18 protein-coding genes are annotated in these 25,221 nt (G+C 70.4%); 9 read left to right on the plus strand and 9 right to left on the minus strand.

Going from position 1 to position 25,221, the window contains the following annotated elements; genetic code table 11:
• Positions 1-156 precede the first annotated feature (156 nt).
• From ABT232_RS13030 to ABT232_RS13055, 6 genes are all read right to left on the minus strand, one after another.
• Entirely contained in the window at positions 157-1,080 is a 924-nt protein-coding gene (locus tag ABT232_RS13030; RefSeq protein WP_351839589.1) for a PAC2 family protein, read from the minus strand.
• Positions 1,081-1,248: 168 nt separating this feature from the next.
• Entirely contained in the window at positions 1,249-1,920 is a 672-nt protein-coding gene (locus tag ABT232_RS13035) for a FadR/GntR family transcriptional regulator (RefSeq protein ID WP_351839591.1), read from the minus strand.
• Between the two features lie 220 nt (positions 1,921-2,140).
• Positions 2,141-3,757: a glycerol-3-phosphate dehydrogenase/oxidase gene (locus tag ABT232_RS13040; protein ID WP_351839593.1), complete on the minus strand. Its 1,617-nt coding sequence runs from the start codon at positions 3,755-3,757 to the stop codon at positions 2,141-2,143.
• Between the two features lie 9 nt (positions 3,758-3,766).
• The gene (gene glpK, locus ABT232_RS13045) at positions 3,767-5,326 is read right to left on the minus strand and encodes a glycerol kinase GlpK (protein WP_351839595.1); all 1,560 of its coding nucleotides are present in this window, start codon (positions 5,324-5,326) and stop codon (positions 3,767-3,769) included.
• 76 nt (positions 5,327-5,402) lie between these two features.
• Positions 5,403-6,197 carry an MIP/aquaporin family protein gene (locus ABT232_RS13050; RefSeq protein WP_351839597.1) on the minus strand — a complete coding sequence of 265 codons (795 nt, stop codon included), beginning with the start codon at positions 6,195-6,197 and terminating at the stop codon, positions 5,403-5,405.
• Positions 6,198-6,562: 365 nt separating this feature from the next.
• Positions 6,563-7,327 (minus strand): IclR family transcriptional regulator, encoded by a 765-nt coding sequence (locus tag ABT232_RS13055; RefSeq protein ID WP_351839599.1) that lies wholly within the window; start codon positions 7,325-7,327, stop codon positions 6,563-6,565.
• A gap of 317 nt (positions 7,328-7,644) precedes the next feature.
• On the opposite strand from ABT232_RS13055, the gene metH reads away from it, so the two are divergent.
• The 4 genes from metH (at position 7,645) to ABT232_RS13075 (ending at position 15,766) form a co-directional block, all read left to right on the plus strand.
• Complete coding sequence (metH, locus tag ABT232_RS13060) at positions 7,645-11,163, plus strand: methionine synthase (protein WP_351839601.1); 3,519 nt, start codon at positions 7,645-7,647, stop codon at positions 11,161-11,163.
• Positions 11,164-11,366: 203 nt separating this feature from the next.
• A complete protein-coding gene (locus ABT232_RS13065) occupies positions 11,367-12,068 on the plus strand; it encodes an HAD family hydrolase (protein ID WP_351839603.1) in 702 nt (233 codons plus the stop codon).
• A 424-nt stretch (positions 12,069-12,492) separates the two neighbouring features.
• Entirely contained in the window at positions 12,493-14,097 is a 1,605-nt protein-coding gene (locus tag ABT232_RS13070; RefSeq protein WP_351839605.1) for an ABC transporter substrate-binding protein, read from the plus strand.
• Between the two features lie 88 nt (positions 14,098-14,185).
• Complete coding sequence (locus tag ABT232_RS13075; RefSeq protein ID WP_351839607.1) at positions 14,186-15,766, plus strand: ABC transporter substrate-binding protein; 1,581 nt, start codon at positions 14,186-14,188, stop codon at positions 15,764-15,766.
• Positions 15,767-15,853: 87 nt separating this feature from the next.
• Here the strand turns inward: ABT232_RS13075 and ABT232_RS13080 are convergent, their stop codons facing one another.
• Both ABT232_RS13080 and ABT232_RS13085 read right to left on the minus strand, forming a co-directional pair.
• Complete coding sequence (locus tag ABT232_RS13080; protein WP_351839609.1) at positions 15,854-16,525, minus strand: response regulator; 672 nt, start codon at positions 16,523-16,525, stop codon at positions 15,854-15,856.
• Between the two features lie 14 nt (positions 16,526-16,539).
• Positions 16,540-17,517 carry a RecB family exonuclease gene (locus ABT232_RS13085; protein ID WP_351839610.1) on the minus strand — a complete coding sequence of 326 codons (978 nt, stop codon included), beginning with the start codon at positions 17,515-17,517 and terminating at the stop codon, positions 16,540-16,542.
• A 173-nt stretch (positions 17,518-17,690) separates the two neighbouring features.
• Here ABT232_RS13085 and ABT232_RS13090 point away from each other — a divergent pair, with 173 nt between their 5' ends.
• From ABT232_RS13090 to ABT232_RS13100, 3 genes are all read left to right on the plus strand, one after another.
• Entirely contained in the window at positions 17,691-19,313 is a 1,623-nt protein-coding gene (locus ABT232_RS13090) for a site-2 protease family protein (RefSeq protein ID WP_351839612.1), read from the plus strand.
• Positions 19,314-19,362: 49 nt separating this feature from the next.
• On the plus strand, positions 19,363-20,265 hold the full coding sequence (locus ABT232_RS13095; protein WP_351839614.1) for a tRNA (adenine-N1)-methyltransferase: 903 nt from the start codon (positions 19,363-19,365) through the stop codon (positions 20,263-20,265).
• Positions 20,266-20,500: 235 nt separating this feature from the next.
• Positions 20,501-21,076, plus strand: coding sequence for a hypothetical protein (locus ABT232_RS13100; protein ID WP_351839616.1), 576 nt, complete (start codon positions 20,501-20,503; stop codon positions 21,074-21,076).
• A gap of 59 nt (positions 21,077-21,135) precedes the next feature.
• Here ABT232_RS13100 and ABT232_RS13105 read toward each other — a convergent pair whose 3' ends face one another.
• The gene (locus ABT232_RS13105) at positions 21,136-21,441 is read right to left on the minus strand and encodes a ferredoxin (RefSeq protein WP_351839618.1); all 306 of its coding nucleotides are present in this window, start codon (positions 21,439-21,441) and stop codon (positions 21,136-21,138) included.
• A 245-nt stretch (positions 21,442-21,686) separates the two neighbouring features.
• Between ABT232_RS13105 and arc the strand changes: the two genes are divergently transcribed.
• Positions 21,687-23,453 (plus strand): proteasome ATPase, encoded by a 1,767-nt coding sequence (gene arc / locus ABT232_RS13110; protein WP_351839620.1) that lies wholly within the window; start codon positions 21,687-21,689, stop codon positions 23,451-23,453.
• 233 nt (positions 23,454-23,686) lie between these two features.
• Positions 23,687-25,198 carry a depupylase/deamidase Dop gene (gene dop / locus ABT232_RS13115; protein WP_351839622.1) on the plus strand — a complete coding sequence of 504 codons (1,512 nt, stop codon included), beginning with the start codon at positions 23,687-23,689 and terminating at the stop codon, positions 25,196-25,198.
• Positions 25,199-25,221: the final 23 nt, after the last annotated feature.

The following is a 25,221-nucleotide window of genomic DNA, read 5'->3' on the forward strand; positions in this document are numbered from 1 at the left end:
GGGCGGGGGCCCCCCCCCCCCCGCGTGTCGGCCCCCGGGCCTCGACCGCCCCCCGCCAACGACCCCGCCAACGACCCCGGGTACGGCGAAGGGCGGTGGGATGCGTGGCCGCACGCATCCCACCGCCCTCGCCGCACACGCTCTCAGTCCCGCGACTCAGTCCTCCGACGACTCCCCGTCGTCCGTGCCCGGCTTCGGCGGCTTCGGCGGGCGGGTGCGGTCGCCGGGGTTGTCCCGGCCGCCGTCCCGGCGCCGCAGATACCGCTCGAACTCGCGGGCGATCGCCTCACCCGACGCCTCCGGCAGCTCGGCGGTGTCCCGCGCCTCCTCCAGCGTCTGCACGTACTCCGCGACCTCGCTGTCCTCGGCGGCCAGCTGGTCCACACCGACCTGCCAGGCGCGCGCGTCCTCGGGCAGCTCGCCCAGCGGGATGCGCACGTCGATCAGGTCCTCCAGCCGGTTCAGCAGCGCCAGTGTCGCCTTCGGGTTGGGCGGCTGCGACACGTAGTGCGGAACGGCGGCCCACAGCGACACCGCCGGTACGCCCGCGTGCGTGCAGGCCTCCTGGAGCACGCCGACGATGCCGGTCGGACCCTCGTACTTGGTCTCCTCCAGGTCCATCCGGCGGGCCAGGTCCGCGTCGGACGTGGTCCCGCTGATCGGGACCGGACGGGTGTGCGGGGTGTCGCCGAGCAGCGCCCCCAGGATGACCACCAGCTCCACACCCAGTTCGTGCGCGAAGCCCAACAGCTCGTTGCAGAACGAGCGCCAGCGCATGGACGGTTCGATACCGCGGACCAGCACCAGGTCGCGCGGCTTGTCACCGCCGACCCGCACCACCGACAGCCGTGTCGTCGGCCACGTGATCTTGCGCACGCCGCCGTCGATGAACACCGTGGGGCGGTTCACCTGGAAGTCGTAGTAGTCCTCGGCGTCCAGCGCCGCGAAGACCTCGCCCTTCCATTCCCGTTCCAGATGCGCGACCGCGGTGGAGGCGGCGTCGCCGGCATCGTTCCAGCCCTCGAACGCGGCCACCATGACTGGGTCGATCAGCTCGGGAACCCCCTCCAGCTCGATCACCCAGTGCCTCCTTCCGACGTGCCCTCGCTTGACGTCCCAACCTTACGGCGTGCGGCGGGGGCGCCCGCAGCCCCCTCGCACAGGGGAGTGAACGGATCACTGCCCCGATCACCGTCCCGGAACACCCCGCGATTCATCCGAGCTGTGAACCGGTCCGTCCGACGCCGCTCACAGCGTGCCGCGCAGCCACTGCTCGACGCCGGCGATGTGCACGGTGGCCCAGGCGCGGGCGGCCTGCGCGTCCCGGTCGCGCAGCGCGGCGAGGATGGCCCGGTGCTCGCGCAGGGTCCGGTCGACCGCGTCCCGCTCGCCCAGTCCGCGCCGGATGCGGGCCGAGGTGGTCGGCCCGGACAGGCCGTCGAGGAGGGAACACAGCACCGAGTTGCCGGACGCCCTCGCCACGATCCGGTGGAACTCCAGGTCGACGGCGACCAGTTCGGCCACCGGCGGAGCGGTGCCGAGGGCGTCCAGCCGGGCGTCGAGCTCGTCCAGTTCCCGCTCGCCGATCCGGGCCGCGGCCAGCGCCGTGGCGGCCGGCTCCAGGATGCGCCGCACCGCCAGGAACTCCAGCACCGTGTCGTCCCGGTGGAGGTCGACGACGAAGCTCAGCGCCTGAAGCAGCAACTGCGGGTCCAGGCTGGTGACATACGTGCCGTCGCCCTGCCGCACGTCCAGGATCCGGATCAGGGCCAGCGCCCGTACGGCCTCCCGAAGGGAGTTGCGGGACAGGCCGAGGCCGGCGGCGAGTTCGCTCTCCTTGGGCAGCCGGTCGCCCGGTCGCAGCGCACCGGAGACGATCATGCCCTTGATCTTCTCGATCGCCTCGTCGGTCACCGCCATGACCGGCCCCCTGTCCCTCAGACCTCCGATGTCTCGGGTCATTATGGAGGCGGCCGTCAGGGCGGCCGAGGCCCCCGCCGACGCCCGCTCGTCGACACCATGGGGGGCGGCTCCCGTCGGCGGGGAGCCGCCCCCCACTGAGGGTGTCCGGCCCCCTTGTGCGGAGGGGGCCGTTCCCGGGGCCGGCGATGGTCAGGGAGGAGCCGGCCCGAGGTCCGGTCTACTGCCCGTCGAGCAGCCCCTGGACCTTCGCCCGGACCTCGTCCGTGGCCAGGCCGCGGATCGTCAGCGTCGTACGGCGGCGCAGCACGTCGTCCGCCGTCTCGGCCCACTCGTGGTCACGGGCCCACACGACCTGCGCCCAGATCTCCGGCGCGTCCGGGTGGACCCGCCGGGCGAGTTCGGGGTTCTCGTTGGCGAGCCGGGCGATGTCGAAGGCCAGCGAGCCGTAGTGGGTCGCCAGGTGCTTCGCGGTGTCCGCCGCCATTCGCGGGCCGGGCGCCGGACCGTCGGTGAGCAGCCGGTGGGCGACCGCGCGCGGGTTGGCGACACCCGGCAGCGGCAGCTTCTTCGGCAGCGAGGAGATCGGCTCGAAGTCTTCGCCCAGCGGGTGGCCGGGCAGCGCCTGAAGCTTCTGCATCACCGTACGGCCGATGTGCCGGAAGGTCGTCCACTTGCCGCCCGCGACCGACAGCATCCCGCCCTTGCCCTCGGTGACGACCGTCTCGCGCTTGGCCTTCGCGGTGTCGCCGGGGCCGCCCGGCAGCACCCGCAGACCGGCGAACGCGTAGGTGATCAGGGACCGGTCCAGCTGCTGGTCGCGGATGGAGAACGCGGCCTCGTCGAGGATCTGGGATATGTCCTTGTCGTCGACCGAGACGTCCGCCGGGTCGCCCTCGAACTCCTCGTCCGTGGTGCCGAGCAGCAGCATGTCCTCCCAGGGGAGGGCGAAGGTGATGCGGTACTTGTCGATGGGGGTGGCGAGCGCGGCCTTCCACGGGGAGGTGCGCTTCAGGACCAGATGCGCGCCCTTCGACAGCCGGATCGACGGCGCGGCATTCGGGTCCTCCATACGGCGCAGGTGGTCCACCCACGGTCCGGTCGCGTTCAGCACCAGCCGGGCGTCGACGCCGAACTCGTCGCCGGAGAGCCGGTCGCGCAGCTCGGCGCCGGTCACCCGGCCCTTGGTGAAGCGCAGTCCGGTCACCTCGGCGTGGTTGAGGACGACCGCGCCCGCCTCGGTGGCCGCGCGGACCGTCATCAGCGCCATCCGGGCGTCATTCATCTGGTCGTCGCCGTACACGGCCACGGCCTTCAGGTTCTCGGTGCGCAGCTCGGGCACGTCCGCCTGCGCCTTGGCGGGGGAGAGCAGGTGGCCGACGCCGTCGCCGAAGGCCGACAGCATCGAGTACGCGAACACACCCGCGCCGAGCTTCGCGGCGCCGTGCGGCCCGCCCTTGTACACCGGCAGGTAGAAGGTGAGCGGGTTCGCCAGGTGGGGGGCCACCTGGCGGGAGACCGCACGGCGTTCGAAGTGGTTCTCCGCCACCAGCTTGACCGCGCCGGTCTGCAGGTAGCGCAGACCGCCGTGGAGCAGCTTGGAGGAGGCGGAGGAGGTGGCGCCGGCCCAGTCGCCGGCGTCGACCAAGGCCACCCTGAGGCCGGACTGCGCGGCGTGCCAGGCGGTGGAGATACCCAGGATGCCGCCGCCGATCACGAGGAGGTCGTACGACGCCTTGGCGAGCTGCTCCCGGGTCTCGGCTCGGCTCGGGTTCGAGCCGGTGGCCGGGCGCGTGCCCAGGGCAGGCACGGACTGCAGGGTGGACTGAGTGGTCATGTCGGGTTCTTACTCCTCGTCCTCGAGCCAGCCCATGGTCCGCTCGACGGCCTTGAGCCAGTTCTTGTACTCACGGGCGCGGGTCTCCGCGTCCATGCGGGGGGTCCACTCGGCGGCCCGGCGCCAGTTGGCACGCAGGTCGTCGGTGCTGGTCCAGAAGCCGACGGCGAGGCCGGCGGCGTAGGCGGCGCCGAGGCAGGTGGTCTCGGCGACCATCGGGCGCACCACGGGGGCGTCCACGAAGTCGGCGAGGGTCTGCATCAGCAGGTTGTTGGAGGTCATGCCGCCGTCGACCTTGAGGGCGGCCAGCTCGACGCCGGAGTCCTTGGTCATGGCGTCGGCGATCTCGCGGGTCTGCCAGGCGGTGGCCTCCAGCACGGCACGGGCCAGGTGCGCCTTGGTGACGTACCGGGTGAGACCGGCGATGACACCGCGGGCGTCGGAGCGCCAGTACGGGGCGAACAGACCGGAGAAGGCCGGCACGAAGTACGCGCCGCCGTTGTCCTCGACCGACAGCGCCAGCGTCTCGATCTCGGCGGCGGTGGAGATCAGGCCCATCTGGTCGCGCATCCACTGCACCAGGGAGCCGGTGACGGCGATCGAGCCCTCCAGGGCGTAGACCGTGTCCTGGTCGCCGATCTTGTAGCCGACCGTGGTCAGCAGGCCGCTGTAGGAGTTGATGATCTTGTCACCGGTGTTCATCACCATGAAGGTGCCGGTGCCGTAGGTGGACTTGGTCTCACCCTCGGAGAAACACGTCTGGCCGAACAGGGCGGCCTGCTGGTCGCCGAGCGCGGAGGCGACCGGGATGCCGCCGAGCAGGTCGCCCAGCTTGCCGCCGGTGATCTCGCCGTACACCTCGGCGGAGGAGCGGATCTCCGGGAGCATCGCCAGCGGGACGCCGATGGACTCGGCGATCCGCTCGTCCCACTCCATGGTGTGCAGGTTCATCAGCATGGTGCGGGAGGCGTTGGTGACGTCCGTGACGTGCTTGCCGCCGTCGGTGCCGCCGGTCAGGTTCCAGATGACCCAGGTGTCCATGGTGCCGAAGAGGATGTCGCCGGCCTCGGCGCGCTCGCGCAGGCCCTCGACGTTGTCCAGCAGCCAGCGGGCCTTGGGACCGGCGAAGTAGGAGGCGAGCGGAAGGCCGGTCTCGCGGCGGAAGCGGTCCTGGCCGACGTTGCGGCCGAGCTCCTTGCACAGGGCGTCGGTGCGGGTGTCCTGCCAGACGATGGCGTTGTGGACCGGCTCACCGGTGTTCTTGTCCCACAGCACGGTGGTCTCGCGCTGGTTGGTGATGCCGATGGCCTTGATGTCGTCACGGGTGATGCCGGCCTTGTCGATGGCTCCGGCCACCACCTCCTGGACGTTGGTCCAGATCTCGATGGCGTTGTGCTCGACCCAGCCCGGCTTGGGGAAGATCTGCTCGTGCTCCTTCTGGTCGACGGAGACGATGCGCCCGTCGCGGTCGAAGACGATGCAGCGGCTGGAGGTGGTGCCCTGGTCGATGGCGGCGATGAACGGGCCATGCCCGTGGGAAGCGATGCCGGCGGTGTGGGCGTCGGTCACGGTGTGCTCCTCGGATTCAACGGATACGTGTGCAACGGATACGTCATGGGGTCGTGCGCTGATGCTCCAGCGGCCGCTAGGCGAAAGCCAGCTTGTAGAGGCCTGCCGCGATCGCGCCGCCGGCGAGCGGGCCGACCACCGGGATCCAGGCGTAGCTCCAGTCGGAGCCGCCCTTGTTGGGCAGCGGGAGCAGGGTGTGCACGATCCGCGGACCGAGGTCGCGGGCCGGGTTGATGGCGTACCCGGTCGGGCCGCCCAGGGACAGACCGATGGAGACCACGACCAGGGCGGTGATCAGCGCGCCGAGGGTGCCGAGGCCGTTGCCGTTGTCGTTCAGGCCCTGGGTGAGGACCGCGAGCACCAGCACCACCGTGCCGATGATCTCCGTGGCGAGGTTCTGCACCGCGTTGCGGATCTCGGGGCCGGTGGAGAAGACGCCGAGCACCGGACCGGCGCCCTTCTCCTGGGCCTCGACGGCCTTGGTGGTGGTGGCCTGCGCGCCCGGACCGCCGACGATCTCCCTGTCGGTGAGGTGGGCGTGGAACTGGCCGTAGTAGGCGACCCAGACCAGGGTCGCGCCGATCATGGCGCCGAGCACCTGGCCGCCCCAGTAGGTGGCGACGTTGCTCCAGTCGTTGTCCTTGATCGCGAGAGCCAGGGTCACGGCCGGGTTCAGATGCGCGCCGGACAGCGGCGCCGTCGTGTAGACCGCCGTGAGCACGGCGAAACCCCACCCGAAGGTGATGGCGAGCCAGCCGGCGTTGCGGGCCTTGGAGGCCTTCAGGGTGACAGCGGCGCAGACGCCACCGCCGAGCAGGATGAGTATGGCGGTACCGATGGTCTCGCCGATGAAGATGTCGGAGCTGGACACCCGCGACTCCTTTGTCCTTCGTCCAGGGGAAGCCGAAACCCCGTGTCCCTACGGAGGTTCGAGCGCCCTCAGGGGTGAGAGCGATGCCGGCCCTTGGCGTTGCCACACTCTAGCGTGTATTGCCGGTAGGTGTTCGACAATGCCGACCGATGGACGGGAGTCTTGTCCCGGCGTCAGGCGTGCGTCAAGAGTTCCGTTATCGAAAATACGATCGTTATTGATCGTGATGGGTTATCGATCTTCGGTGCCGCGTCGGGCGGGGTATGTCTGGTATGCCCGTTGCCGGGCATGCCGATCACCGGAACGCCGTCCGGCGTCCCGGTGAGAGGGGTGTGGTCACGGCCCCGAAGGTGCCGCCGCGGGCCTCAGAAGCGGCCGGCGCCCAGGTCCCGCGACACCGCGCGGGCGCAGTCGCGCACCGCCGCGATCAGCTCGGGGCGCGGCTCGCCGTCGCGGTTCAGCCGCTCCACCGCGCCGGTGATGCCGACCGCGCCGACCGGCATCCGGCGCCGGTCGTGGATGGGCGCGGCGAGGGAGGCCACGCCCTCCCAGGTCTCCTCCACGTCGGACGCGTAGCCCCGCGCGCGGGTGACGTCCAGGATCTGCTCGAAGGGCTCCAGGTCGCAGACGGTGCGGTCGGTGAAGGGCTTGCGGTCGGCCTCGACGACCTCGCTGTGCGCGACCGGGTCGTACGCCGAGAGCACCTTGCCGAGCGCCGTGGAGTGCAGCGGCTGCATGGCGCCGATCTCCAGCACCTGCCGGCTGTCGTCGGGCCGGAAGACGTGGTGGACGATCAGCACGCCCTGCTGGTGCAGCACGCCCAGGTAGACGCTCTCGCCGCTGGAGCGGGCCAGGTCGTCGGTCCACACCAGGGCCCGCGCCCGCAACTCGTGCACGTCCAGGTAGGTGGTGCCGAGCCGCAGCAGCTCCGCGCCCAGCTGGTACCGCCCGGAGGCGTCGTCCTGCTCGACGAAGCCCTCCTGCTGGAGGGTGCGCAGGATGCCGTGGGCGGTGCCCTTGGCGAGGCCCAGGGCAGAGGCGATGTCCGACAGGCCCAGCCGCCGTTCACCGCCCGCGAGCAGCCGCAGCATCGCGGCCGCCCGTTCCAGCGACTGGATGTTCCGTGCCATCGCCGTCCTGCCTCCGTCCCCTTCGACTGTCGAACCGCGGACTTCACTGCCGCCGTTCGGCAATGTCGAACACTACCGGTCGATGCCGACCTCCCGCTAATGGTCGGTCGTCATCCGTTGTGCCGGCGTCCACCCCGGGTGGCCGAAAGTGAGCGGCCGATGGTCCGGCCTTTCCACTCGTCCGCCTCGTGGACGCCCCTGACCATAGGCCCCCGCCGCCGGTTACCCTGACGGCGTGCGTCCGCCCCGGGAAGGTCCCCGACCGCATCCTGAGGTGACGCAAAGCCGACAGCCGTCGCATTCCAGGGAGCCCTTACATGGCCTCGTTGCCGCCGACCCCTTCCGCCGACAGCCGGACCCGTGCGTCCGCTCTTCGCCAGGCCTTCGCCACCCGAGTGGTGGTCGCCGACGGAGCGATGGGCACCATGCTCCAGGCGCAGGAACCCACTCTTGAGGACTTCCAGACCCTGGAAGGCTGCAATGAGGTCCTGAACGTCACCCGGCCCGACATCGTCCGTTCGGTCCACTCCGCCTACTTCGACGTCGGCGTGGACTGCGTGGAGACCAACACCTTCGGCGCCAACCTGAGCGCGCTCGGCGAGTACGACATCGCCCACCGGGTGCACGAGCTGTCCGAGGCCGGCGCCCGCATCGCCCGCGAGGCCGCCGACGAGTACACCGCCCGGGACGGCCGCCCCCGCTGGGTGCTGGGCTCCATGGGCCCGGGCACCAAGCTGCCGACCCTCGGCCACATCTCCTTCACCGCGATCCGCGACGCCTACCAGCAGAACGCCGAGGGACTGCTGGCGGGCGGCTCCGACGCACTGATCGTCGAGACCACCCAGGACCTGCTCCAGACCAAGGCCTCGGTCATCGCCGCCCGGCGCGCCATGGAGGTCGCGGGGTACGAGGTACCGCTGATCGTGTCGGTCACCGTCGAGACCACCGGCACCATGCTGCTCGGCTCCGAGATCGGCGCCGCCCTGACGGCCCTGGAGCCGCTGGGCATCGACATGATCGGCCTGAACTGCGCGACCGGCCCCGCCGAGATGAGCGAGCACCTGCGCCATCTCTCCCGGCACTCCCGCACCCGGCTGTCCTGCATGCCCAACGCCGGCCTGCCCGAGCTCACCAAGGACGGCGCGCACTACCCGCTGACCGCGCCGGAGCTGGCGGACGCCCAGGAGAACTTCGTCCGCGACTACGGCCTCTCCCTGGTCGGCGGCTGCTGCGGCACCACGCCCGAGCACCTGCGCCAGGTGGTGGAGCGCGTCCGCGACCTGGCCCCGGCCGAGCGCAGCCCGCGCCCGGAGCCCGGTGCCGCCTCGCTGTACCAGTCGGTGCCGTTCCGCCAGGACACCGCCTACCTGGCGATCGGCGAGCGCACCAACGCCAACGGCTCGAAGAAGTTCCGCGAGGCCATGCTGGAGGCCCGCTGGGACGACTGTGTGGAGATGGCCCGTGAGCAGATCCGCGAGGGCGCCCACATGCTGGACCTGTGCGTGGACTACGTCGGCCGGGACGGCGTCGCCGACATGGAGGAGCTGGCCGGCCGCTTCGCCACCGCCTCCACGCTGCCGATCGTGCTGGACTCCACCGAGGTCGAGGTGATCCGCGCCGGCCTGGAGAAGCTCGGCGGCCGCGCGGTGATCAACTCGGTGAACTACGAGGACGGCGACGGCCCCGAGTCCCGCTTCGCCAAGGTCACCCGGCTCGCCCAGGAGCACGGTGCCGCGCTGATCGCCCTGACCATCGACGAGGAGGGCCAGGCGCGCACGCCGGAGAAGAAGGTCGAGATCGCCGAGCGGCTGATCGCCGACCTGACCGGCAACTGGGGCATCCACGAGTCGGACATCCTCATCGACACCCTGACCTTCACCATCTGTACCGGCCAGGAGGAGTCCCGCAAGGACGGCATCGCCACCATCGAGGCGATCCGCGAGCTCAAGCGCCGCCACCCGGACGTCCAGACCACCCTGGGCCTGTCCAACATCTCCTTCGGCCTCAACCCGGCCGCCCGCATCCTGCTGAACTCCGTCTTCCTCGACGAGTGCGTCAAGGCGGGCCTGGACTCGGCGATCGTGCACGCCTCGAAGATCCTGCCGATCGCCCGGTTCACCGAGGAGGAGGTGCGGACGGCGCTCGACCTGATCCACGACCGCCGCAGCGAGGGCTACGACCCGCTCCAGAAGCTGATGGCGCTGTTCGAGGGCGCCACCGCCAAGTCGCTGAAAGCCGGCAAGGCCGAGGAGCTGGCCGCGCTGCCGCTGGACGAGCGGCTCAAGCGCCGCATCATCGACGGCGAGCGCAACGGACTGGAGGCCGACCTCGACGAGGCCCTGCGGGACCGTCCGGCGCTCGACATCGTCAACGAGACCCTGCTGGACGGCATGAAGGTGGTCGGCGAGCTGTTCGGCTCCGGCCAGATGCAGCTGCCGTTCGTGCTCCAGTCCGCGGAGGTCATGAAGACCGCCGTGGCCCATCTGGAGCCGCACATGGAGAAGACCGACGAGGCCGGCAAGGGCACCATCGTGCTCGCCACCGTGCGCGGCGACGTGCACGACATCGGCAAGAACCTCGTCGACATCATCCTGTCCAACAACGGCTACAACGTCGTCAACCTCGGCATCAAGCAGCCGGTCTCCGCGATCCTGGAAGCCGCCGAGGAGCACCGGGCCGATGTCATCGGCATGTCCGGGCTCCTGGTGAAGTCCACGGTGATCATGAAGGAGAACCTGGAGGAGCTGAACTCCCGCGGCCTGGCCGCCGGCTACCCGGTCATCCTCGGCGGCGCCGCACTGACCCGCGCCTATGTCGAGCAGGACCTGTACGAGCTGTACGAGGGCGAAGTCCGCTACGCCCGCGACGCGTTCGAGGGCCTGCGCCTGATGGACGCCCTCATCGGCGTCAAGCGCGGCGTGCCCGGCGTCCGGCTGCCGGAGCTGAAGCAGCGCCGGGTGCGGGCCACCACGGCCTCCGTGGAGATCGAGGAGCGCCCGGAGGAGGGCCACGTCCGCTCCGACGTCGCCACCGACAACCCGGTCCCCACCCCGCCCTTCTGGGGCACCCGCGTCGTCAAGGGCATCCAGCTCAAGGAGTACGCCTCCTGGCTGGACGAGGGCGCGCTGTTCAAGGGCCAGTGGGGCCTGAAGCAGGCGCGCAGCGCCGACGGGCCGACCTACGAGGAGCTGGCCGAGACCGAGGGCCGGCCGCGGCTGCGCGGTCTGCTGGACAAGCTCCAGACCGAGAACCTGCTGGAGGCGGCCGTCGTCTACGGCTACTTCCCGTGCGTCTCCAAGGACGACGACCTGATCATCCTGGACGACGCGGGCAACGAGCGCACCCGCTTCACCTTCCCGCGCCAGCGCCGCGGCCGCCGGCTGTGCCTGGCCGACTTCTTCCGCCCGGAGGAGTCGGGGGAGACGGACGTCGTCGGCCTCCAGGTGGTCACCGTCGGCTCCCGGATCGGCGAGGCGACCGCGCAGCTCTTCGCGTCCGACTCCTACCGCGACTACCTCGAACTGCACGGCCTCTCCGTGCAGTTGGCCGAGGCGCTCGCCGAGTACTGGCACGCCCGGGTCCGTTCCGAGCTGGGCTTCGCCGCGGAGGACCCGGCCGACATCGAGGACATGTTCGCCCTGAAGTACCGCGGCGCCCGCTTCTCCCTCGGCTACGGCGCCTGCCCCGACCTGGAGGACCGCGCCAAGATCGCGGAACTGCTCCAGCCGGAGCGCATCGGCGTCCAGCTGTCGGAGGAGTTCCAGCTCCACCCCGAGCAGTCCACGGACGCCATCGTCATCCACCACCCGGAGGCGAAGTACTTCAACGCCCGCTGAGGCGCGAGCCCCGACGTCCTGGACAGGCGTTCGAGGGGTAGGTGGGGCACGTCGGGGCGCGCCCCGGCGGTTCCTGCCGACTACCCCCGCGCCCGCCGGTCAAACGAGGCGCTTCGTCCGCCGGAGTCGTACACTGGTCGGTCCACTGCAGGCCGGTTCCCGCGCGGGAACCGGCCTGCTCGTCCCCCAAGGAGGTACGCCGGATGACGACGACCGTCCCCGCGCTCGGCACCCGTACGGCCGAAGGCTCAGCGCTCCAGGCCGTGCTCCTCGACATGGACGGGACCCTGGTGGACACCGAGGGCTTCTGGTGGGACGTCGAGGTCGAGGTCTTCGCGGGCCTCGGGCACACCCTCGACGACTCCTGGCGCCATGTCGTGGTCGGCGGCCCCATGAGCCGCAGCGCGGGGTTCCTCATCGAGGCGACCGGCGCCGACATCACCCTCGCCGAGCTCAGCGTGCTGCTCAACCAGGGGTTCGAGGACCGCATCGACCGCGCGCTGCCGCTGATGCCCGGGGCCGCGCGGCTGCTGGCCGAGCTGGCCGCGCACGAGATCCCGACGGCCCTGGTCTCCGCCTCCCACCGGCGCATCATCGACCGGGTGCTCACCTCGCTCGGCCCGCAGCACTTCGCGCTGACGGTGGCGGGCGACGAGGTGCCGCGCACCAAGCCGCATCCGGACCCGTACCTCTTCGCCGCCGCCGGACTGGGCGCCGAGCCGGGCAGATGCGCGGTCGTCGAGGACACGGCGACCGGGGTGGCCGCGGCCGAGGCGGCCGGCTGCCGAGTGGTCGCGGTGCCGTCCGTGGCCCCCATCGCACCGGCCCGCCGACGGACCGTGGTGAGCTCCCTGGAAGAGGTGGACCTGGCATTTCTGCGCGGGCTGATGACGCAAAAGCGCTAGCTCTTCACCCACCGTGCAGCGCCGATAGTGCCGGAATTCATCGAACGTTCCAGCGAACGAATTCGAGCCGCCACGGCCGGCCGAATTCCGGCGGCTTCACACCTTGTTCACCGTGTGACGTTCACCACGCCGGCGAGGCTCGACAGCCTGCCACCCGCGTGCTCCTTGCCCGCTTCCTGCGGGTTGCGCCGTGCCCTTGTGTCCCGATTGATCGCACGCTGCGCCAATCCTTCCGCTGTCGGGTTTTCGGTGCGTCCGCGCCCGGTTTCGCTGCGTGATGAACGCTCAACTCCGGTGGCCGTCAACCCCGGTGCGGACGCGCATTAATCTCGTCGCGAGAACCTCACCCCTACTCCCGTGATCCGGCCGCGACACCCCTGCATGCCGGATACACGGACTCGAACAGCTCTGGAGAACGTCGAGCATGAACCGCAAGACTTTGGTGCTGCCGGCTGTGGTCGGCCTGCTCGCGCCCGCGCTCGCCGCGTGCGGCGGGTCCGACAGCGGGGGCGACGGCGGTGACGCGATCGTCGTCGGCACCACGGACCGGTTCATCGCCTCCCAGGACGCACCCGCGCCCCTCGACCCGGCCTACGCCTACGACGTCGGCACCTGGAACGTGCTGCGCCAGACCGTGCAGACGCTGATGATCCAGCCGCGCGGCGAAGGCGAACCCGTCCCCGAGGCGGCCGAGAGCTGCGGCTTCACCGACACCGGCAACGAGCGCTACTCCTGCACGCTGCGCGACGACCTGACCTTCGCCGGCGGCGACCCCATCACCGCCGCCGACGTGAAGTACTCCATCGACCGCGCCCGTGCCATCAAGGCCGACAGCGGCGTCTTCGCCCTGCTGTCCACCATCGACACCGTCGAGACGCAAGGCGACCGCGAGGTCATCTTCCACCTCAAGACCGCGGACGCCACCTTCCCGTACAAGCTGTCCACGCCCGTCGCCGGCATCGTCAACCCCGACGACTACGCCAAGAACAAGCTCCGCGACGGCTTCGACGTGGACGGCTCCGGCCCGTACACCCTCCAGGCGGAGGAGAAGAACGGCGAGCTGGTCAAGGCCGTGTTCACCAAGAACCCCGACTACAAGGGCGCGTTGGAGGTGAACAACGACAAGGTCGAGCTGGTCTCCTACGCGGACGCCGACGCCATGGACAAGGCGCTCGGCGACGGCGACATCGACCTGATGACCCGCACCATGACGCCGCAGCAGATCCAGAAGCTCGGATCCGACGCCCCTGAGGGCGTGGACCTGGTCGACATGCCGGGCCTGGAGATCCGCTACCTGGCCTTCAACACCGACGCCCCCGCCGTCCGCGGCAAGGCCGTGCGCCAGGCGATGGCCCAGCTCATCAACCGCGGCGAGATCGTCTCCGAGGTCTACGGCTCGCAGGCCGAACCGCTGTACTCGCTGGTGCCGGCCACCATCACCGGCCACTCCAACTCCTTCTTCAACCGCTACGGCGACCCGAGCCTCGCCAAGGCCCGCAACATCCTCGCCAAGGCCGACATCACCACGCCGGTCAAGCTGACGCTGCACTACACGACCGACCACTACGGCTCGGCCACCAAGAAGGAGTTCGAGCTGCTCCAGAAGCAGCTCAACGACAGCGGCCTGTTCGACGTCGACATCAAGGGCACGCCCTGGACGACGTTCCGCCCCGCGGAGCAGAAGGGCGAGTACGAGGTCTACGGCATGGGCTGGTTCCCGGACTTCCCGGACGCCGACAACTACCTCGCGCCCTTCCTCGACCAGGACAACTTCCTCGGTTCGCCGTACGCCAACAGCCAGATCCGCAACACGCTGATCCCGCAGTCCCGTCGCGAGGCCGACCGTATCTCCGCCGTCGACAGCCTCACCCAGATCCAGGACATCGTCGCCGAGGACGTCCCCGTCCTGCCGCTGTGGCAGGGCAAGCAGTACGTGGCCGCGGGTGACGACATCACCGGCACCGCCTACGCGCTCAACTCCTCCTCGACCCTTCAGCTCTGGGAGCTCGGCCGCGGTGTGAGCGGCTGACATCCGCTGACATCCCCACCCGTGCCCGGGGCGACGGCACCCCGCCGCCCCGGGCGCACTTCTCGAGATCGACGTAAGGCACACGCACGTGAACATGCGCAAGCAGTGGCCCGTCCTGCCCGTGGTGGCGGGGCTGGCCTCCGGCCTGCTGACCGGATGCGGTACGGAGACCGGTGGCGCGGGGGAGAACGGCTCCTCCATCGTCATGGGAATGTCCGACGACGTCCTGGCGACGGACCCCGCCTCCGGCTACGACCCCGGCTCCTGGCTGTTGTTCAACAACGTCTTCCAGTCGCTGCTCAGCTTCCCCAAGGGCGGCACCGAGCCCGAGCCCGAGGCCGCCGAACAGTGCTCCTTCACGGACGCGTCGACCAAGGTCTACGAGTGCACCCTCAAGGACGGGCTGAAGTTCAGCAACGGTGACCCGCTCACCGCGAAGGACGTCAAGTTCTCCTTCGACCGCATGCTGGACATCGACGACGCCGACGGCCCGGCGATCATGTTCCCCATGCTCGGCTCGGTCCAGACGCCGGACGACAGGACCGTCGTCTTCAAGCTGAAGGTCCCGGACGCCACCTTCCCCAGCAAGATCGCCTCCGGCGCCGGCTCCATCGTCAACCACCGCGAGTACGACGCCAAGGGACTGCGCACGGACGGCCAGGCCTCCGGCTCCGGCCCCTACCAGCTGGACTCCTTCGACGACGACCGCGCCGTCTTCTCGGTCAACGAGCACTACAAGGGCAACGCCGAGGTCCCCGACACCGGCATCACCCTGAAGTTCTTCCACGGCGACCGGACCGCCCTCAAGCAGGCCCTGCTCGACGACGAGGTCGACATCGCCTACCGAGGCCTGAGCGCCGGCGACATCGCCGACATCGAGAAGGCCGACACCGACTCCGGCGCCGAGGTCATCGAGGGCACCAGCGCCGAGGTGCAGCACCTGGTCTTCAACATGGACGACCCGATCGCCGGAAAGCTCTCCGTGCGCAAGGCCATCGCCCACCTGATCGACCGTGACGCCCTCATCGCGGACGTCTACCAGGGCACCGCGACGCCGCTGTACTCGATCATCCCGGCCGGCATCACCGGCCACAACACGGCCTTCTTCGACACCTACGGCGCCCGGCCCTCCAAGGCCAAGGCCGCCGCCGCGCTGCGCGCCGACGGCATCACCGGCAAGGTCGAGCTCACCCTCTGGTCGACGCCGTCCCGCTACGGCCCCGCCACCGACGAGGAGTTGCAGGCGATCGCCGGCCAGCTCAACGCCAGCGGGCTGTTCGAGGCGAAGGTCAAGTCCGTCGCCTTCGACCAGTACGAGAAGGACATCGAGGCCGGGAAGTACGGCGTGTACGTCAAGGGCTGGGTGCCCGACTACCCGGACGCCGACAACTTCACCGCCCCGTTCTTCGGCAAGGGCAACGTGCTCGGCAACAACTACGCCAACGACACCATCACCGGCACGCTGATCCCGCGCACGGCGGCCCAGTCGGACCGCGCCTCCACCGACAAGGACTACGGCGCGCTCCAGGACATCGTCGCCGAGGAACTGCCGCTGCTGCCGATCTGGCAGGCCAAGCAGTACGCGGTCGTCCGCGACGGCGTCTACGGCCTGGAGTACTGCCTCGACGCCTCGACCGTGTTCCGGTTCTGGGAACTCAGCAAGAGCTGAGCCACACCCACGCGAAAAGGGGGCGGCCCCTCCTCCGACCGGAGAAGGGGCCGCCCCCTTTTCGACGTTCGCCCGTCGACGCGAGGTCTACTGCGCGCCGGGGCGCACCAGTCCGCTCTCGTACGCGTACACCGCCGCCTGCACCCGGTCGCGCAGCCCCAGCTTGGTGAGCACATGACCGACGTGGGTCTTGACCGTGGTCTCGCTGACGAACAGGTCCGCGGCGATCTCCGCGTTGGACAGGCCCCGCGCGACCAGCTTCAGCACCTCCACCTCGCGGTCGGTCAGGGTGTTCAGCGCGTCCGGCACCGGCTCCTCGCCGGACGGCAGATGCGTGGCGTACTTGTCCAGCAGCCGGCGGGTGATGCTCGGGGCGAGCATCGCCTCACCGGCGGCCACCACCCGGATCGCCTGCACCAGCTCATGGGCGGGCGCGTCCTTCAGCAGGAAGCCGCTCGCGCCGGCCCGCAGCGCCTCCACCACGTACTCGTCCAGATCGAAGGTGGTCAGCACCAGCACCTTCGCCGGGCCGTCCCGCCCGGGACCGGTGATCTGCCGGGTGGCCTCCACACCGTCCATCCGCGGCATGCGGATGTCCATGAGCACCACGTCGGGCTGGAGGGCCCGCACCTGGTCGAGTGCCTGGAGGCCGTCTCCGGCCTCGCCGACGACCGCGATGTCCTGCTCGGCCTCCAGGATCATCCGGAAGCCCGTACGCAGCAGCGGCTGGTCGTCGACCAGTAGGACGCGGATGGCCACGTAAGTCTCCTTAGCTAGTCCGGCCCCATTCTGCCCTGCTCGCCGGCGCCGGACTCGGCCGCCCTCACCGCCAGCGGATACGGCGGGGGAGTGCCGCCGAATTCCGGACAGTGGGCCTGGTGATCGCACCAGCCGCACAGCTTGGTGGGGCGCGGCCGCCAGTCGCCGGTCTCGGTGGCCAGCCGGATCGCCTCCCACAGCGCGAGCAGCTTGCGCTCCACCCGCTCCAGGTCGGCGAGGACCGGATCGTAGGTCAGCACATCACCGCTGCCGAGGTACACCAGCTGGAGCCGGCGCGGGACGACGCCCTTCAGTCGCCAGACCACCAGCGCGTAGAACTTCATCTGGAACAGCGCGCCCTCGGCGTACTCGGGCCGCGGGGCCTTGCCCGTCTTGTAGTCGACGATCCGCACCTCACCGGTCGGCGCCACGTCGACCCGGTCGATGATGCCGCGCAGCCGCAGCCCCGACTCCAGCTCGGCCTCGACGAACAGCTCGCGCTCGGCCGGCTCCAGACGGCTCGGGTCCTCCAGGGTGAACCAGCGCTCCACCAGCCGCTCCGCCTGCTCCAGCCAGGCCGCCATCCGGGCGCCCTCCGGGTCGTCGGCGAACAGCTCGGCCAGCTCCGGCCGCGACTCCCGCAGCCGGTCCCACTGGCCCGGGATCAGCGACTTGGCGCGCGGCGCGGTGCGCTCGGCGGCGGGCGCGTCGAAGAGCCGCTCGAGCACCGCGTGCACCAGCGTGCCCCTGGTCGCCGCCTCGCTCGGCTTCTCCGGCAGCTTGTCGATCACCCGGAACCGGTACAGCAGCGGGCACTGCATGAAGTCGCCGGCCCGCGAGGGGGACAGGGAGGAGGGCGGTATGACGACGGGAGCGACGGCTGCCGCCGTCGCCGTCGTGGCGGTCGCGGGAACCGCGTCGACCGGCGTCGCCGCCGGATCGGCCGTACCGTCGCTCAGGGCCTCCGTCACGCCCTCGGTGCTCGTCTCCATGCCCACAGACCTTACGGCCCGCCACCGACAGCGGACCCCTCGCGGTCGTGTCGCCCGCGACAGCTGGGGAACGAGAGGGGTGCCGGGGCGGAACGCGACCCCTCGGCCGCATACCATCGACCCGAGACCTTCCGCCCGGCAGGTGCGGGACACGCTTCGAACGAGGGGACACCGTGGACGAGAGCGGCGGGAGCGGGCAGCCGCGGTCGGGCAACGACCACTCGACCGACCACCGCACGGCAGCCCCGACCACATCGGCGGCCTCGGGCCCGCCCGACACCGGCGCGGGCCGCGCCCCCCGAGAACCCCACAGGGCCCCGACCGGACAGCCGGCCCCGCCCGCGGACACCTCCGCCGCAGGCCCCGAGGGCCCGGCCCCCGCGACGGCACCCCCCACCACCCCGCAGGCCCCGGCCCGGGCCGCGGACCCCTTGCGCAAGCCCACGGAACCCACCGAGCCCACGGAACCGACGAGGCCCGCGGAACCCACCGAGCCCCCGCCGCCGGCGACCCGCCCGGACGCGCCCACCGAGGGCGGGCACGAGACCGGATTCCCGGACCTCCGGGAAACGGCCCCCGGCGGTGCCGGGCACGACCGCACCCACGCGCACTCCGGTACCAAGGGCCCCGTCCCGCAGAAGCCGGAGCCGGGCGGCGGTCTGCGGGTGGGGCGGCCGTTCGGCGTGCCCGTCTACGTCGCGCCCAGCTGGTTCCTGGTTGCCGCGCTGATCACCTGGGTCTTCGGCGGTCAGCTGGACCGTGTGCTGCCCGAGCTGGGCGCGGCCCGCTACCTGGTCTCCCTGTTCTTCGCCGTCGCCTTCTACGGCTCGGTGCTCGTCCACGAGCTGGCGCACACGATCGCCGCCCTCCGCTTCAAGCTCCCGGTCCGCCGCATCCAGCTCCAGTTCTTCGGCGGCGTGTCCGAGATCGAGAAGGAGGCCGAGACCCCCGGCCGCGAGTTCGTGCTGGCCTTCGTCGGCCCGCTGCTCAGCCTCGTCCTCGCCGGCGTCTTCTACCTCGCCATGCTGCCCGTCGAGCCCGGCACCGTCCCCGGCGTCCTGCTGGCCGGCCTGATGATCTCCAACCTCATCGTGGCCGTCTTCAACCTGCTGCCCGGCCTCCCGCTCGACGGGGGCCGGATGCTCCGCGCCGTCGTCTGGAAGCTCACCGGCAAGCCCATGAGCGGCACCGTCGCCGCCGCCTGGGTCGGCCGCGCGCTCGCCGTCGCCGTGCTGATCGGCCTGCCGCTGCTCACCCAGTCCGGCGCCCTCGGCTCCGACGCCGTCGACAACGTCGGCATGGACACCGTCATGGACGCCCTGCTCGCCGCGATCCTCGCCGCGATCATCTGGACCGGCGCCGGCAACAGCCTGCGCGTCGCCCGCCTGCGCGAACACCTCCCGGAGCTGCGCGCCCGCGCCCTGACCCGCCGCGCGGTGCCCGTCCAGACCGACACCCCGCTCTCCGAGGCCCTGCGCCGCGCCAACGAGGCCGGCGCCCGCGCCCTGGTCGTCGTCGACGCGGACGGCGCCCCCGTCTCCCTGGTCCGCGAGGCCGCCATCGTCGGCGTCCCCGAGCACCGCCGCCCCTGGGTCGCCGTCAGCGGCCTCGCCCAGGACCTGACCGACGGCATGCGCGTCTCCGCCGAGCTGGCCGGCGAGGAACTCCTCGACGCGCTGCGGGCCACCCCCGCGACCGAGTACCTGGTGGTCGAGGAGACCGGCGAGATCTACGGCGTGCTGTCCGCCGCGGACGTCGAGCGGGCCTTCGTGAAGGCGATGGCCCGCCCCTCCTAGGTCCCGGCCCGTGGTCGGCGGCCTCCGCAATCCCCGGTAGTCTGTTCACATGTCCGAACCGACCGGTGCCGCCCGCCGCCGCGGGCCCTTCAAGGTCGGGGACCAGGTACAGCTGACCGACCCCAAGGGCCGCCACTACACGTTCACGCTCGAAGCCGGAAAGAACTTCCACACCCACAAGGGTTCCTTCCCGCACGACGAGCTGATCGGCGCACCCGAGGGCAGCGTTGTCCGTACGACGGGGAACGTCGCCTATCTCGCGCTGCGCCCCCTGCTCCCCGACTACGTCCTGTCCATGCCTCGCGGGGCAGCCGTCGTCTACCCCAAGGACGCGGGGCAGATCCTCGCCTTCGCCGACATCTTCCCCGGCGCGCGCGTCGTGGAGGCCGGCGTCGGCTCCGGCTCGCTCAGCACCTTCCTGCTGCGCGCCATCGGCGACCAGGGCATGCTGCACTCCTACGAGCGCCGCGAGGACTTCGCCGAGATCGCGCAGCAGAACGTGGAGCGCTACTTCGGCGGCCCGCACCCCGCCTGGCAGCTCACCGTCGGCGACCTCCAGGACAACCTGAGCGACACCGACGTGGACCGCGTCATCCTCGACATGCTCGCCCCCTGGGAGTGCCTGGAGGCCGTCTCCAAGGCCCTGGTCCCCGGCGGCATCGTGTGCTGCTACGTGGCCACCACCACCCAGCTCGCACGGACCGTGGAGTCCATCCGGGAGATCGGCTGCTTCAACGAGCCGACCGCCTGGGAGACCATGATCCGCAACTGGCACATCGAGGGCCTGGCCGTCCGCCCGGACCACCGGATGATCGGCCACACCGGCTTTCTCCTCACCGCCCGCCGCCTCGCGGACGGCGTCGAGCCGCCGATGCGCCGCCGCCGCCCCGCCAAGGGCGCCTACGGCGAGGACTACTCCGGCCCCAACGCCGACGGAGGCGCCGGCCGCTGAGCCGGCCGGGCGGCCTCCCGGCCGTCCACGCCCCGTCCCGCCCAACGTTCCGGCGCCGTGGCCGAGTTCCCGCACCCCGCGGAGAACTCGGCCACGGCGCCGCGTCGTTGACACCCCGCGCGCGCTCCGGCCCCGCCGCCCGCAACAGGTCGTGACCCCGCCGTTCCCCCGTCCTGTGACGTGTGGCACCATGCTGGCCACCCCACCGGCACAGCCCTCACAGGAGACACTCCTAGTGCAGCAATCCGCGGTCCCGGAACTGGCACACACGCACACCCGCCCGATCCACTGGCTTGCCACCGCCACCGCGCTCGCCGGTGTCGTAGCCCTCTCCTCTCTCCTGCAGCCGGACGCCGCCACCGCCGCCCAGAAACCGGGCCACCGCACCCAGTCCGCCCCGGTGGCCGCGCCGCCCGCGACCGACGGGGTGGACTTCCCCCTCGAATGCGGTCCCGTGAAGGCCGTGGTGGAGCGGAAGGCGACCGGGGACCTCGACGGCGACGGCCGGCCGGAGACGGTCGCCGTGGTGCACTGCGACGCCGGCATCAGCACCCCGCCGGACGGCGTGTACGTCCTCACCGGCGGCGCCGACGACGGGCACGCGCGCGTGGTGGCCACCCTCGTGGACCCCAAGGACCGCTACACGGTGAAGGACTTCGCGGTCCGCGACGGCGCGGTCGCCGCGACGCTGCTCGGCTACTCCTCGGTGGACGTGCCGACCTGCTGTCCCGACCTGGAGGAGAGCGCTAAGTGGCAGTGGCGCGACGGCGCGTTCGTCCGTTCGTCACCCGCCGAGGCCCGCAGCGTCTGACACCCGGCCACCGGGCCGTGTGAGAAATCAGACAGTAGTAACGCACCGTACAGATCTGGTCACTCTGCGTCCGGTCCATAGACTTCGACCCTGTCCGAAACCCGACGTACGTGAATGCAGTCGCCCGGACACTCCTTCGCCGAGTCGATCACGTCGGTGAGGAGCGGCAGCGGCACGGGCGTTGTCGCTCCGGCGTCCTGGAGCAGCTCGTCGTCGGCGCTCTTCACATAGGCCAGACCGTCGATGTCCAGCTCGAACACCTCCGGCGCGTACTGCGCGCAGATGCCGTCGCCGGTACAGAGGTCCTGGTCGATCCAGACCTCCAGCGCCTCGCCGTCGACTCCGGCCTCCTGCTGCACGGTCATCTCTCCTGCCGTTTTCTGCGCCAAGCCATACGGGAATCCGGCCAGCTGTGGCGGGTGTTGAACGCTTCGACCCTACCTCTGGTCGCTTTCCAACCGCGTTCCGTGGGTATTCCCCTGGCGTGAGGGAGAGCGCAAGGGTGAAGATCGGACACACCCCGACAGTCTTTGTGATCTAGGGGTTTCAATCGACACCCACCCAGGTAGGGTCTGGAAGCGTCCAGCTCCCCTTGGAGGAGGTGAGGACCGTGGCAGCCCACGACGACGACATGAACCGCGGCATCCGCCCGGGACGCGGGTCCGACGACCCGGCCGGGCAGATCGCCTACCTTGAGCAGGAGATCGCCGTCCTGCGACGTAAGCTCGCCGACTCTCCGCGACACACGAGGATTCTCGAAGAGCGGATCGTCGAGCTGCAGACCAACCTGGCCGGCGTGTCCGCCCAGAACGAGCGACTTGCCAATACGCTCCGTGAGGCCCGCGACCAGATCGTGGCCCTCAAGGAGGAGGTCGACCGGCTCGCGCAGCCGCCGGCCGGCTTCGGTGTCTTCCTCACGGCGAACGAGGACGGCACGGCCGACATCTTCACCGGGGGCCGCAAGCTCCGGGTGAACGTCAGCCCGAGCGTCGAGCTGGAAGAGCTCCGGCGCGGCCAGGAAGTCATGCTCAACGAAGCGCTGAACGTGGTCGAGGCCATGGAGTACGAGCGCGTCGGGGACATCGTCACCCTCAAGGAGATCCTCGAGGACGGCGAGCGGGCCCTGGTGCTCGGGCACACCGACGAGGAACGGGTGGTGCGGCTCGCCGAGCCGTTGCTGGACGTCACCATCCGTCCCGGCGACGCCCTGCTGCTCGAACCCCGCTCCGGCTACGTCTACGAGGTCGTGCCCAAGAGCGAGGTCGAGGAACTCGTCCTCGAAGAGGTCCCCGACATCGGCTACGAGCAGATCGGCGGCCTCGGCAACCAGATCGAGGCCATCCGCGACGCGGTCGAGCTCCCGTACCTCTACCCCGACCTGTTCAAGGAGCACGAACTGCGGCCGCCCAAGGGTGTGCTGCTGTACGGGCCCCCCGGATGCGGCAAGACGCTCATCGCCAAGGCCGTCGCCAACTCGCTGGCCAAGAAGGTCGCCGAGGTCACCGGCCAGGCCGCCGGCAAGAGCTTCTTCCTCAACATCAAGGGCCCCGAGCTGCTGAACAAGTACGTCGGCGAGACCGAGCGGCAGATCCGCCTGGTCTTCCAGCGGGCCCGTGAGAAGGCCAGCGAGGGCACCCCCGTCATCGTCTTCTTCGACGAGATGGAGTCCCTCTTCCGCACCCGTGGCTCGGGCGTCAGCTCGGACGTGGAGAACACCATCGTCCCGCAGCTGCTCGCCGAGATCGACGGTGTGGAGGGCCTGCAGAACGTGGTCGTGATCGGCGCCTCCAACCGCGAGGACATGATCGACCCGGCGATCCTGCGGCCCGGCCGGCTCGACGTCAAGATCAAGATCGAGCGTCCGGACGCCGAGGCGGCCAAGGACATCTTCGGCAAGTACCTGACCCAGCGCCTGCCGCTGCACAGCGAGGACCTCGGTGAGCACGGCGGCGACAAGGACGCATGCGTCCAGGCCATGATCCAGACGGCCGTGGAACACATGTACGCCGAATCCGAGGAGAACCGCTTCCTGGAGGTCACCTACGCCAATGGCGACAAGGAAGTCCTCTACTTCAAGGACTTCAATTCCGGCGCCATGATCGAGAACATCGTGGGCCGCGCCAAGAAAATGGCGATCAAGGACTTCCTGGAGCACAACCAGAAGGGCCTTCGCGTCTCCCATCTCCTCCAGGCCTGCGTGGACGAGTTCAAGGAGAACGAGGACCTGCCGAACACCACCAACCCGGACGACTGGGCCCGCATCTCCGGTAAGAAGGGCGAGCGGATCGTCTACATCCGCACCCTGATCACCGGAAAGCAGGGCGCGGACACCGGACGCTCCATCGACACGGTGGCGAACACCGGACAGTACCTGTAAAACACAGGGCGGCTGCGGGTGCCCTTTCCGGGTATCCGCAGCCGACTGTTTTTCAGGCCACGGCTGGAGCAGGCAATGACGCAAATGATCTCCCCACCAGCGCAAAGGCGTTCTAGGCTCTTCCGTACCGCCAAGTCGCGCAGTGCGGGGTCGGGCACCGCATTCGCAACCGAGCGCCAGCGGTACGAGAGCGGAGCCCGCGACCGAGGGCTTCGCCGGGCAAGGAGGGCCGCATGACCGTACGGCGAGTGATGGGCATCGAGACGGAGTACGGGATCTCCGTCCCCGGACACCCCAACGCCAATGCCATGCTCACCTCGTCCCAGATCGTCAACGCCTACGCGGCGGCGATGCACCGGGCCCGCCGGGCCCGCTGGGACTTCGAGGAGGAGAATCCGCTGCGGGACGCGCGGGGCTTCGACCTCGCCCGTGAGGTCGCCGACTCCAGCCAGCTCACCGACGAGGACATCGGCCTCGCCAACGTCATCCTGACCAACGGCGCACGGCTCTACGTCGACCACGCGCATCCCGAGTACAGCGCCCCCGAGGTCACCAACCCGCGGGACGCCGTCCTCTGGGACAAGGCCGGCGAGCGGATCATGGCCGAGGCCGCCGAGCGGGCCGCACAGCTCCCCGGCGCCCAGCCCATCCACCTCTACAAGAACAACACCGACAACAAGGGCGCCTCCTACGGCACGCACGAGAACTACCTGATGAAGCGGGAGACCCCGTTCTCGGACATCGTGCGCCATCTGACGCCCTTCTTCGTCTCCCGCCAGGTCTTCGCCGGAGCCGGCCGTGTCGGCATCGGCCAGGACGGTCACGAGCACGGCTTCCAGCTCAGCCAGCGCGCGGACTACTTCGAGGTCGAGGTCGGCCTGGAGACGACCCTCAAGCGGCCGATCATCAACACCCGCGACGAGCCCCACGCGGACGCGGAGAAGTACCGCCGCCTCCACGTGATCATCGGCGACGCGAACCTGTCGGAGATCTCGACCTACCTCAAGCTCGGCACGACCGCGCTGGTCCTGTCCATGATCGAGGACGGCTTCATCGCCGTCGACCTGGCCGTCGACCAGCCCGTGCGCACCCTGCACCAGGTCTCGCACGACCCGTCCCTCAAGCGTCTGATCACCCTGCGCAGCGGCCGGACACTCACCGCCGTCCAGCTCCAGATGGAGTACTACGAGCTGTCGCGCAAGTACGTGGAGGAGCGCTTCGGGGCCGACGCCGACGAGCAGACCAAGGACGTCCTGGCCCGCTGGGAGGACACCCTCAACCGGCTGGAACACGACCCCATGAGCCTGGCCGGCGAGCTGGACTGGGTCGCCAAGCGCGAGCTCATGGAGGGCTACCGGCGCCGGGACAGCCTCGACTGGGACGCGGCCAGGCTGCACCTGGTCGACCTCCAGTACGCCGACGTACGCCCCGACAAGGGCCTCTACAACCGTCTCGCGGCCCGCGGCCGGATGAAGCGCCTCCTGGACGAGGCGGACGTCGAGCGGGCCATGCAGAAGCCGCCGGAGGACACCCGGGCCTACTTCCGCGGGCGCTGTCTGGAGCAGTACGCCGACGACGTCGCCGCGGCCTCCTGGGACTCGGTGATCTTCGATCTGCCGGGCCGCGACTCGCTCCAGCGCGTCCCAACCCTGGAACCGCTTCGCGGAACGCGTAATCACGTCAAGGAGCTGCTGGACCGCTGCCGCACGGCGGAGGACCTGGTGAGGGTGCTCTCCGGCGGCTGAGCGGGTACTCGGGGGATGTCGGC

It is taken from the genome of Streptomyces sp. NPDC001532 (genome assembly GCF_040298625.1).
In the GTDB taxonomy this organism is placed as follows: Bacteria; Actinomycetota; Actinomycetes; order Streptomycetales; family Streptomycetaceae; genus Streptomyces.

Bases quoted from the DNA above. Each gene is read 5' to 3' on its own strand.
- ABT232_RS13035 (WP_351839591.1), bottom strand. From the start codon at position 1,920: ATGGCGGTGACCGACGAGGCGATCGAGAAGATCAAGGGCATGATCGTC.
- ABT232_RS13040 (WP_351839593.1), bottom strand. From the start codon at position 3,757: ATGACCACTCAGTCCACCCTGCAGTCCGTGCCTGCCCTGGGCACGCGC.
- ABT232_RS13055 (WP_351839599.1), bottom strand. From the start codon at position 7,327: ATGGCACGGAACATCCAGTCGCTGGAACGGGCGGCCGCGATGCTGCGG.
- metH (WP_351839601.1), top strand. From the start codon at position 7,645: ATGGCCTCGTTGCCGCCGACCCCTTCCGCCGACAGCCGGACCCGTGCG.
- ABT232_RS13065 (WP_351839603.1), top strand. From the start codon at position 11,367: ATGACGACGACCGTCCCCGCGCTCGGCACCCGTACGGCCGAAGGCTCA.
- ABT232_RS13070 (WP_351839605.1), top strand. From the start codon at position 12,493: ATGAACCGCAAGACTTTGGTGCTGCCGGCTGTGGTCGGCCTGCTCGCG.
- ABT232_RS13085 (WP_351839610.1), bottom strand. From the start codon at position 17,517: ATGGAGACGAGCACCGAGGGCGTGACGGAGGCCCTGAGCGACGGTACG.
- ABT232_RS13095 (WP_351839614.1), top strand. From the start codon at position 19,363: ATGTCCGAACCGACCGGTGCCGCCCGCCGCCGCGGGCCCTTCAAGGTC.
- ABT232_RS13105 (WP_351839618.1), bottom strand. From the start codon at position 21,441: ATGACCGTGCAGCAGGAGGCCGGAGTCGACGGCGAGGCGCTGGAGGTC.
- dop (WP_351839622.1), top strand. From the start codon at position 23,687: ATGACCGTACGGCGAGTGATGGGCATCGAGACGGAGTACGGGATCTCC.